Source organism: Enterococcus sp. DIV1368b, from assembly GCF_050529595.1.
GTDB lineage: Bacteria > Bacillota > Bacilli > Lactobacillales > Enterococcaceae > Enterococcus_B > Enterococcus_B mundtii.
Window position 1 is genome coordinate 1,707,069 of the sequence record NZ_CP172883.1, and the last position, 11,568, is coordinate 1,718,636.

The 11,568-nt window shown below is 37.8% G+C and carries 8 protein-coding genes; 3 read left to right on the forward strand and 5 right to left on the reverse strand.

Annotated elements, in window-relative coordinates:
- Positions 1-92: 92 nt before the first annotated feature.
- Both IGJ19_RS07910 and IGJ19_RS07915 read left to right on the forward strand, forming a co-directional pair.
- Positions 93-1,841: an ABC transporter ATP-binding protein gene (locus tag IGJ19_RS07910; protein WP_430603606.1), complete on the forward strand. Its 1,749-nt coding sequence runs from the start codon at positions 93-95 to the stop codon at positions 1,839-1,841.
- Positions 1,828-3,615: an ABC transporter ATP-binding protein gene (locus IGJ19_RS07915; protein WP_185953870.1), complete on the forward strand. Its 1,788-nt coding sequence runs from the start codon at positions 1,828-1,830 to the stop codon at positions 3,613-3,615. Before IGJ19_RS07910 ends, IGJ19_RS07915 begins: the two co-directional genes overlap by 14 nt.
- Positions 3,616-3,681: 66 nt before the next feature.
- Here IGJ19_RS07915 and IGJ19_RS07920 read toward each other — a convergent pair whose 3' ends face one another.
- Positions 3,682-6,699, reverse strand: a complete 3,018-nt coding sequence (locus IGJ19_RS07920) for a bacterial Ig-like domain-containing protein (RefSeq protein ID WP_430603609.1) — start codon at positions 6,697-6,699, stop codon at positions 3,682-3,684.
- A gap of 189 nt (positions 6,700-6,888) precedes the next feature.
- On the opposite strand from IGJ19_RS07920, the gene IGJ19_RS07925 reads away from it, so the two are divergent.
- Positions 6,889-8,373, forward strand: coding sequence for a helix-turn-helix domain-containing protein (locus IGJ19_RS07925; protein ID WP_430603611.1), 1,485 nt, complete (start codon positions 6,889-6,891; stop codon positions 8,371-8,373).
- Positions 8,374-8,701: 328 nt separating this feature from the next.
- On the opposite strand, the gene IGJ19_RS07930 is transcribed toward IGJ19_RS07925, so the two are convergent.
- The 4 genes from IGJ19_RS07930 to IGJ19_RS07945 all read right to left on the reverse strand — a co-directional run bounded on the left by IGJ19_RS07930 (position 8,702) and on the right by IGJ19_RS07945 (position 11,351).
- Positions 8,702-8,992 (reverse strand): DUF3114 domain-containing protein, encoded by a 291-nt coding sequence (locus IGJ19_RS07930; RefSeq protein WP_430603613.1) that lies wholly within the window; start codon positions 8,990-8,992, stop codon positions 8,702-8,704.
- Positions 8,993-9,196: 204 nt separating this feature from the next.
- Positions 9,197-9,556: a hypothetical protein gene (locus IGJ19_RS07935; RefSeq protein ID WP_071866286.1), complete on the reverse strand. Its 360-nt coding sequence runs from the start codon at positions 9,554-9,556 to the stop codon at positions 9,197-9,199.
- A gap of 17 nt (positions 9,557-9,573) precedes the next feature.
- Positions 9,574-10,017 (reverse strand): hypothetical protein, encoded by a 444-nt coding sequence (locus IGJ19_RS07940; protein ID WP_161643083.1) that lies wholly within the window; start codon positions 10,015-10,017, stop codon positions 9,574-9,576.
- A gap of 1,205 nt (positions 10,018-11,222) precedes the next feature.
- The gene (locus tag IGJ19_RS07945; RefSeq protein WP_010735268.1) at positions 11,223-11,351 is read right to left on the reverse strand and encodes a hypothetical protein; all 129 of its coding nucleotides are present in this window, start codon (positions 11,349-11,351) and stop codon (positions 11,223-11,225) included.
- Between the last annotated feature and the right edge of the window lie 217 nt (positions 11,352-11,568).

The window sequence follows — 11,568 nt, forward strand, 5'->3', positions numbered from 1 at the left end:
TCACCTCAATGATAGTTTATGCTTTTTCTTCTTGACCTTCAAGTAACTTTAAGGTGTAGAATGCGTATTTGTCGGGAAAAGGAGGAAACACAATGACATTATTAAAAAAATCTATAAAAAACAATAAAGGAATTGCATTACTTACTCTTTTATTTATCTGTTTACAACTTCTAGGAACCCTCGGTGTGCCAAAGTTAGTAGCTGATCTCATAGATACAGGGATTGCAAGTGGCGAAGTGAAACAAATCCAACAAATCGGAATTCAAATGTTGATCGTTGCCTTATTAGGATCTTTTGCCGCAGTTGCCTCAAGCTACTATTCTGCTTTGTTAGCCGCTCGATTTGGCTATCAGACACGAGCAAGCTTTTTTCAAAAATTCCAACAATTATCAATGAAAGATGTTGATCGATTTAACACCGGTTCTCTTTTGACTAGAATGACCAATGACGTAGATAACGTCCAACAAATGATCGTCATGTTCTGCCAGATGATCATCCCAGCACCGATCATTTCGCTATTTACGATTCTGATGATGTTGGAGCATTCCGTCAAGTTAACAGTGATCACTTTAGGCTCGATCTTCGTCTATGCTCTAGTCACGTATTATTTGATGAAAAAAGGAACGCCTTTATCTTTGAGTATCCAACCGAAGATGGACCGTGTCACGACAACGCTACGTGAATTCTTTACAGGTGTCAATATGATCCGTGCCTTTAATAATCAAGACTACGAAGAAAAAAGAACAAATAAGACCTTTGAAAATTACGCGCAACAAATGATTCGTGTCAATCGGATCTTTGCTTGGGTCACACCCATTGCCTTTTTATTGATGGGCATCGTTTATGCCTCTATTTTGTGGTTTGGTGGCGGTTTGGTGGCTAATGGTAGCTTACAAATCGGCACAGTGACTGCCATTGTAGAATATTCGATGTTGACACTTGCCTATTTGATGATTGCCGCAATGGTTCTTGTTATCGTGCCAAAATCAATTTCTTGTCTTAAACGGATTGAGGAAGTATTACACGCTGAAATCGAAATTAAAGATCCCGACCAACCAGAAACTTTATCCTTCGATTCAGTTGATGATACTTTCTTATCCTTTGAGAATGTCACGTTTCGTTATAACGAAACCGCTGATCCTGTGTTGGAAAACATTGATTTTTCCGTCCCAAAAGGTAAAACCACAGCGATTGTTGGTGGAACAGGTTCAGGAAAAAGTACCATTGCAAAATTATTGCTACGTTTAAATGATGTTTCAAGTGGCCAAATCACTTTCGCAGGCACTCCAATCAAAGAAATGAACCAAGAAACACTGCGAAGCTATATTAGTTATGTTCCCCAAAAAGCTTTTTTATTTAGTGGAACGATTCGAAGTAATCTACTGATGGGTAAGGAACATGCGACAGATGAAGAATTAACCAAAGCAGTTCGCGTCGCACAATTGAATGAAGTCTTAGAAAATCTACCCGATCGATTGGACAGCTTTGTTGCTCAAGGGGGAGATAATTATTCTGGCGGACAAAAACAAAGGATATGTATCGCTAGGGCGTTAGTCAAACCTGCTGAAATCTATGTCTTTGACGATAGTTTCTCTGCATTGGACTATCGGACAGATGCCAAATTACGCCGTGCGTTGCATCGAGAAATGGCAGATAAAACATTGATCATCGTGGCACAACGTTTAAGTACCATCGTGAACGCTGATAATATTATTGTTTTGGATGAGGGACGGATCGTCGGACAAGGCACGCATGAAGCGTTATTGAAAACCAATTACTCGTATCAGGAATTTGCGAAATCACAAGGTTTGTTGAAGGAGGTAGTCGATGGAAATGACTAAAACAACGATAAAAAAACAAAGTTTGAAACGCTTCTGGAAAATGATCCAACCCGAACATAAAATCTTCTATGGTTCATTACTTTGTAGCTTGATCGGCAATACATTAGTCGTTGCAATGCCTCTGATCATGGGTATCGGGATCGACCAACTACTCGCACGTATCCAAGCTGTTGGCTTGCCCCAAATGACTGCGGCTGATGTGAAAGAAACATTGCTTTTACCCGTTATACTGCTGATACTCTTTTCTTTACTGAGTAGCGTCACTTCTTTTATCCAAGAACGAGCAATGGCTTCATTGAGTGAACGAGTAACATTGCGTGTCCGAAAAGAAGTCACGAAAAAATTCAAAGCTCTACCGATGGCTTTTTATGACCGCCATCAAGTCGGCGACATCATTAGTCGTACAACTACTGGTTTAAATCAACTATCACAAGTTTTACTAACAGGTATCAATCAATTTTTCACCTCTCTTGTAACGATTCTTTTAGCTGGTATCATGTTGTTTTACATCGATATAAAATTGACTTTACTTGTTCTTGTTTTGATTACGATCAGCACAGTTGTCACAACAAAATTTGCAAACAAAAATAAAAAAATTTCTGACAATAATCAAGAAGAACTGGGAGATTTGAACAATAAAGCGGAAGAATATTTGACTGGTAATTTGGTGATCAAAGCTTTCAACCAACAAGCATTAGCGATTGAAGAAGTCGATAAAGTAAATGAAAAACAATCGCAAGCTTTCAAAAAAGCGCAATTCATGAATTTTGCGATCTATCCAGCGATTCGTTTGATCAATCAATTAGCGTTTATCGCTAGTGGGATCATTGGCGCAATATCTGTTTTATCTGGTGGTATTACGATTGGTTTCTTGCAAGCCTATTTGCAGTACATCAACCAAATCTCGGAACCAATCTCTACCGCTTCTTATGTCATCAACTCGGTGCAATCAGCAATGGCTTCCATCGAACGAATCTTTGAAATCATGGATGAGCCAGAAGAAGCCATTGATCAGGTAGTAGAAAATCCAATCATCACACCACAAGGAGCTATTGAATTTAAACATGTGCGCTTTGGTTATACACCAGAAAAACCGTTGATGAAAGATGTTAACTTCTCGGTCAAGCCACAACAAACTGTTGCCATCGTTGGGCCAACTGGCGCCGGAAAAACCACACTTGTCAATCTTTTGATGCGTTTTTATGAGATCAATGACGGTCAGATTTTATTCGACGGTCATGACATCACCGATTTGCCGCGCCATGAATTGCGGAATCTATTTGGCATGGTACTACAAAATACTTGGTTATTCGAAGGTACTGTTGCAGAAAATATTGCTTACGGCAAAAAAGAGGCAACCAGAGATGAAGTCATTCAAGCAGCAAAAATTGCTCAATGTGATCATTTTATCCGCACATTGCCACAAGGTTATGACACCATTATCTCGAGCGAAAATGGGTCGATTTCTCAAGGGCAACAACAGCTCTTAACGATTGCACGAGTCATTTTAGCTAATCCTGCAGTCGTCATTTTAGATGAAGCAACGTCGAGTGTCGACACACGTACGGAAGCGTTGATCCAAGAAGCAATGAATGCTTTGACTAAGAACCGGACAAGTTTCGTGATTGCCCACCGCCTTTCTACGATTGAACATGCGGATATGATCGTAGTGATGCAAAACGGAGATATCATTGAAACAGGAACACATACAGAACTATTACAACAACCAACTCTTTACGCGAGCTTATACAACAGCCAATTTCAAAATAGTTGAGCCACAAAAAAGCCAACTTAGTCTAGGATCACTCCGAAACTAAGTTGGCTTTTTGATTTTAAAGAATCAATCTTTACGATTTTTCTTTTTCTTGTAGATATAGGTTCCGATTGCTCCTCCAACAAGAGCAAAACCAAGAACGGTTGCACTAGATCGGATCTCACCCGTTTTTGGTAAATTTTTTGCTGCATTTCCTTGGACTTGTTTTTTTGAGGTTGCAGAGGTGTTGGCTGTTTTCTTTTGCTGAGTATTCCCTCCGCCTGTGTTGGCATTTCCTCCCGTAGTCCCTCGTTTACTCACTGTCACTTGACTTGTTTCTGAAACGGAACCATTCGTATAAGTGATCGTGTAGGTTCCTTCTTTGTTGGTATCAACATCACCTGACACCATATTCTGGTCAAATGCAAGAGTGAACCCTTCGCGATTTGTTGCCGATACGAAGCCATCGCTTGGGTTCCACGTATCACCGATATATAATTGGAGATCCTTTGTCACAATCGTTTCTCCGTTTTCTTTTACGACTACCATGACTTCTTCTGTTGCTCGACCGTTAGTATAAGTCAACGGATAATCGCCAGCTTTAGTTGTATCTACCGTACCACTGACCATGCTTTCATCAAAAACGATCATTTCCCCATCTTTGTTTGTAGCAGATACAAATTGATCACTTGGCGCCCACTTATCACCGACATAAATGCTGCCATTTTTTGCTTGGATCGTTTCTCTATTTTCAACCACGGTCACTGTGATTTTTTGAGAGGCTTCTCCATTCGTATAAGTAATGATGAAGTTTCCTGTTCGTCCGGTGTCAACGGTGCCTGACACCATACTTTCATCAAATGGCAAAGTGTCACCTGCTCTATTGGTCGCTGAGATAAAATTATCGCTTGGATGCCAAACATCCCCTGTATGAATCCTTGAATCGGTCGCCTTGATCGCTTCTTGACTAGCAATGACGGTCACTGTGATTTCACGACTGAGTCTCCCAAAAGTATAGGTGATCTTGTACTCACCTACTTGCGTCGTATCGACTGAGCCGCTGACCATATTTTCATCAAAGGCAACAGATTCTCCCGTTTTATCAGTAGCGGAAACAAAATTATCACTTGGTGTCCAAGCATCCCCTACAATGATCGTCGAATCTGTGACTTTAAGGGTTTCTTGACTTTCTTCGACAGTCACATTGATCTGTTGACTTGCAGATCCATTGGTATAAGTCACTGGATAGACTCCTGCTGTCGTCGTATCCACTGTACCAGTGACCATACTTTCATCAAAAGGAATTGATTCTCCATTTGGATCGGTCGCTAAAACAAAATTGTCGATTGGTTCCCAACTATCACCAACATAAATCGTTGAATCAATTGCGCGGATCGACTCACTAGCGGTTGGTTGCCACACATAAGTATCCGCCATACTATTTTCATAAGTTGACATCAGTGAAGAGGAGCTTAATACATATTCACCGAGTGGGACATCGTCTGTGCCAGATCCCACGTTTTGCCAATACCCCGTATGCTCTTCTGTAGCGAGCAACTCTGGAATATTGGTATCATTTAAAGAATAAAACTGGACACCTAAAGAGATTTTCGATAAGGAGGTTGTACCAGCAAACATCTCTTGCTGCAATTGCACCTTGCCAGTTTTAAAATGTGATAGATCCAATTCAGTGATCTTTTGGCAGTTTCTAAACATTCCTCGCATAAATCGAAGATTCTCCGTATCAAAACCACTGACATCGATTGCTTCTAAATTGAGACATTCTGCAAACATAAAACTCATTGTTGTCACGTTAGTTGTTGAAAAGTTCGTAACATCTAACGCTGTCAGACCGGAACAACCGAAAAACATATAGTACATAGAAGTCACGTTTGTCGTATCAAAGCGGCTAACATCAAGTTCTGTCAAACCGGAACAGCCATGGAACATATAATGCATGTACATAACGTTGCTCGTATCAAAATGTGTCACATCTAACGCTTGTAATCCCGAACAGCCATGGAACATGAAGGACATTTCTGTTGCTTGACTCGTTACAAAACTAGAAAGATCCAGTTGAGCCAATCCGGAACAACCGCGGAACATATGACTGAAATTTGTCACGTTGGCTGTTTGAAAACCAGTTACATCCAGTGTCGTCAAGGCAGAGCAATCATAAAACATGTAGCTCATGTTCGACACGTTCGTCGTGTTAAAACTGGACAAATCTAATGAAGTCAATCCACTCATCCCATAAAATATATGACTCATTTCAGTGACGTTCGCAGTATTGAAGTTGGTTAGATCGAGCGTACTGACAGAAGACAACCCATTGAACATGTGGTTCATCGAACGAACATTTTGGGTATCAAAAGTTGTAAGATCCAATGAGGTCAGTTGCTGGCACCAAGCAAAGAAATAATCCATATTCGTTACTTGACTTGTATCTAGATTGGTTAAATTCTCGATCGTCGTTAGCTGATTCAGATCAAAAAACAATCCTAGTGATTCAGCATTCGCTACCACTGGTCCAGTAAGAACCACTTTTTTGATGAGTGAACGGTGAGGAAACCACGGCGCACGAGCCGCCAAAGTTGTTTCTCCTAATGTTCCTGCATCTATGTACAAAACACCTTCTTGGTCGATCCGCCAAGGACTGCTACCGAACACACCAGATGCCAATTGCTCTTCTGTCACCTCTATCTCAAAACATTCCGTCTTGGCATTTGGATCTGGAATAACTGGGGCACTAGAAACATCCGTCACTTCTTGTTCCACAGTGGTGGGAACTGTCGAATCGACAGTCGATTGCTCTACCTCAGCATTTACATCTGGCGTTGTTTCTGTGGTGGGTTGTGTCGGCACTTCAGATGGAACAGTCGCTGAGGATTCTGGTGTTTCGCTTATTTGCTGCTCATCCATCGCTTCGTTTTCTGCTGTTTCCATCACGCTGTTCTCTGTTGGTTCTTCGATGGTCGAACTGACTAGCTCTTCTGTCATTTGTCCACTGTCTAAGTGATCAGCAAACGTCATGATACTCTGTTGGGATGCGTTCATGAGTAATAACATTGAAGCTGTCACTTTTACTATTTTTCTGTGGTCCATTGTTTATTCAACTCCTCAAATTATAGAAAGATAAAAAAACATCCAACTAAATTTTACCGTAATCCGTGAAAGAAAATTTTTTATTTTTTTTTTTCGAAAAAAATATTTAAAAATAGATTTGTATTTGCAAAATAAGCGAGATAAAATAAAACAATCGAATCAGCGTTCACCAAACGAAAGGAGCAATTAATGGAACCTTTTTTCAAACTACATGAAAATAAACAATTACATCGTCAAATCAAGATTCTTACTAATTTGAGAAAACGAAATGACATCACTTCGATCACTGAATTAGTTCAAGAAATAGGCTGCACACCACCCACTCTACGTTCAGATATTCAGGCATTACGTACCAAATTACCACCATCGATTCAATTGCAATCAATCAAAATGATTGGCTACCGTTTAAAAATACCCAATGGGGAAACACTGGATACATATCTTTTGTCTCTTGTTAGAGAAACGATTACTTATAAGATCATTGACCGTAGCCTTCGGGGAAATCAGCAATCCTTCGAAGCCATGCGCTTGGAATATCATTTATCTAGTTCAGCTTTACGCAAAATCATTCAACACATGAACCATGAACTAAAAAACTACCGAATCCAACTCTCTCCCAAAAATGGTGATCTTATTGGAAAAGAAAACGAGATTCGTTTTTTCTTTTTTTACTTTTATACGAGTTTTCGACGAACGATCATTACAGATCATACTTATTTATCCTCTCAAGAGACATACAAAGTCATGTTCGCTGAACTAGAGCAAGTATTTCAGTCTCATTTACATATTAGTAATTTTCGTGCTACGCTATGGTTGTCCATCTTAAAAGAAAGATGGTTGCGTCGTAAACAAGGTGAAATCCCCTCAGAAACATTGAGTATGATCCAGTCTAGAAAAAGCTTCAAAAGGTTCTCAAAAAAAATCACTCCTTTTCTGAGAGAGATTCTTGGTATCCAACAGCTGTCTATAAATGAACTAGTTTGGGCTTATTTGATTGCTTTACACTGTATTTCCTATAGCTCATCTAACTATCAAGAGACAATATCGCATAAAGCGACCCATTATCAAGAAGAAGCACCAGCCAAAAAATGGATCAAGCAATTTCTACTCGACGAAGTGCTTATTGACGGTACAACAAAGGAAGGTATTGAGCAAATGAGTGCTTATTTAGCTAATCTTCGCTTACTTAATAAAATCACTGATGGTTTTGAGAATCACCCGCTGTCGATTGATCATTTAGTCGATCCATACTTTGAAGCACTCTATCACTCCTGGCAAGACCGATTGCAGCAACTAAAATGGCAAGAGATCATACCAATGACCTGCATAAAAGAAGTTGCACTATCTTTGAGTATGATCCAATCCTCCTATCAGCAAATCCAAAGAAGGAAAAAGCAAATGATCGTCTTTACTTTTCATGGAGATGCTGGCTATGATAATTTTTTAATGGCTATGATCCAAAAATGGCTACCTGAAACGTATCACCCTCTTTTTCTTTTCGATCAACCGATTACACAAACAAAGATCGACGAGTTAGGAGCTTGTCTCATCATCAGTAACTATGATCTTGCGGAGAAAATGGCCTGTGAAGTGATTCAAATTGCCCAAATCCCGACACATGAGGAGTGGACAGACTTAAAACTACATTTGATTGAACGTGCTTCAAGTCATTGATAGTTTCAAGGGGCTATTCGATTTTTGCTGTATACTTAGGGAGAAACGTCTAAAATTTCTCCCTAGGTCTAAGACTTGTGACTATTCACAAATGGAGCTGTTAGACCATAAATTCCAACCAAGGAAGGAAAAGAATCGAACAAAAACGTAGTGCGACATTCTTTCAAAATAGTTTAAGACAGCGAAACACTTGAAATAAATCATCCCTGTGGTTCCGTATAAGATAAACGCTTAAAATGGTAACCACAAGCACTAAAACAAAGACATCGATCTGTTTATCTGTTCTCGTCTGCATAGAAGGTTCTCTCCTTTCATCTGACTTTTTTGTTCATTGTTCTTTTTCTTTGTCTATGATAAAAAAGAACAAAAAATGCAACGCCAAAAAGAGTAACAATCCAAGACTCATTGGCGAAACATTTGGGTGCCGATTGAAGTATTTTGTGATACTCACGCTGATCCAAGCTTTTTTTGCTTGTTGACGAACCTGATGATCAAGTTTTTTTGAGGGCGAACTATCTAAAAGTTTATGTAATCGATCATTTTTGCTGGCATAATTAAACGATTCTCCATCAAGTAATTCTGTTCTCAAATTAAATGGCATCAGGAATAGTGATTTCATAATATCCGCCCCTATTTTTCATCTGTCGATTTCATCCTTTGAACATACCATGAGTCAAGAATGAATGAGTTGTTTCAATGAACATTCTTGACTCATGTTTGTTATCTATCTATACTTAATAATTAGCAATGCGACAACTCTCGTATTTTTCCGCCAGATCAATTACTTAGTTGTTGCATTGTTTTTTTGATATTCTGTTCTTTTTCATCGTTTCACTAAATAAACAATACCACTACTGTATACTAAAAAACCACCAACTAATAGTAAGAAGATCCCAGCATAATTTGTTACGATATTGACTTGATTAATGATGATCACAGATTGAGCAATACCTAAACCAATGAGCGTGATAAAATGTGGTGTCGCTGATTTTTTTTGTTGTTTTATTTTGTGCCAAGCATAAATCACCATAAATAGTACAATGAAATTCATACCATTCAAGAGAATCGATATCGTACTATTCGTTTGTCCATCACTGATGACTTGAAATAATCTTCCCACGAGTAAAACTACACTAAATAGCATTGCAGAGATTCCTGCTAATTTTTGAATTGAATTTCCCATTTTTTTCACCGTTCCTTTTAATCTGAATTTTTTTTATGTCCGAATCGTATCGCTTGAATGGATTCGATTGGTAACTCTTTGATCCGGCCACTTCCTACAAATCTCTGTTCTTTCGTCAAATAGACATAAACTTTACGACTATTGCTGATCGTATCATGCAACCATCTATCTCCATCTACATTGATGATCACATCACTTTCTGTCATTTGTCTCATGAAAGTACAATCCTTGATTTTCTTGATATCTTGTAACTTCAATTTGAGTTCAAGATCTCTCATTCCCTTACCTTGAATGACTTCATCCCTCCAATACTTTAAAGAAGGCAGGTCTGCGGCATCAATGATCCCTGAAAAATCAGCGCTTTTATCAGTTAAAACAGGCAAATTTTGCTCATTTACCTCGTGGTAACCAACAAACAGAACCATCAATGCACTACTGATCAATAGACATATTTTTCTCAATTTTTCTTGCCCCTTTACTAAAGGTTTAATTGGATCTACCGATAAAGGTCTCCATCACTCCATACGCATCACCACCTTTCATTTTTTAATCATTCAGCAAGTTCCTTTTCACTTCTGGAGGTACATCTTTTGGATCTACGATCACCACGTTACTTGCCTCCGCTTTTACGTATACTCCAGGATGCAAACTATGTTTTTCTCAAACAACGGTAAATTCAATCTCCGTTCAGCGCCTTGCTCATCAAACATTCTGATATTAGGAAGGATTTCTAATATTGCTAAGCCCTCTTTTTCATAAGAATCGAAACCGTTGGACTTTTCAATTTTTTATCGTTGCTTTTTCCCTTCTCGCAAAACAGGCACATGATCTTGCTTTAAAACACTAAGTCTTTCAATCGTCCTTTTTACTTTGATTTCTTGGTAAATCCCCATAGATGTATTGACTAAAATCGAGACCTTAAAAAAACTATTTCTAAAAGATCCGATCGATACAACTGTAATGAACCACATGACATTAAAAAAATTAAATAAAGTCATACAATTTTTTAAAATAATTTCTTTTGTCGTTTCCAGCAGATTGTGTATCTAGTTCATTCGATTTATTTTTTAAGAGCCTTTCTTCAACTTGGCTTTTTATTCAGCCTGATTTCTCATTTAATTATTCAGGAATTATTGAGAAATATTCTTCCATTTTTTTTCCTCCTAATTCATTATCATCAAATAATTTATTGAAAAAAGAGAGACCCAATCGTAAAACAAAAAAGGATTCCGTTATATTTACTCGTAGCTATCTTCCTAAATACCTTAACATTAAATAACCAATTTCTAAATACACTTTTTTCTCCAAAATGAATTTTTTATAAAAAATCATAAAAATATGCATAAAAACATTATTAAAAAAGCTATTTAATGTATTTTTCATTTAATCGTTATTATATTCTAAAAACCAAAACGATATAAAATAACAATAACTATCGTTTTCCAACGTTCTCTTTAATGTGATTTTATAAAAATAAAAATAGCTTATGTATTTTTATCAAACAGGTTTTTTTCTGATTTTTTTCCCAATAATTCTTTATATTTGTTTGGAGGTTTATTTTACTAGAGACCTATTTCTTCGTTTTTAGACAAAAAAACACCAGTGATTACTCACTAGTGTTAGTTTATAACAACAAATAATTCAGCTGATATATACCAGTCGTTCATTATTTATTATAGATTTTAGGTCCTTTTCTCATGTTACTACGATCATTCTTTGGCGTAGCCATCTTTTCAACTCGACCGCCACCTTGTTTCTTTTTGATTATTTCAAGCATTTTCTCTTTTGAATTCATCTGTTTCCCTCTTTTACTCTATTCACTTTTTCGCTACTGTGATAAACACTTCGCTATTGTACCACATTTTTACTTAAAAAATTCATACTTATTGATTTCTTTATGCTTTTCATCATAAAAACGTACGATGTTTGTATGTTCATCACAGGTTAAGATCACATAGCTTTTCTCATTATAAAAACCTAATACAAAAAGCAGATGAAGATCACTAACTTGC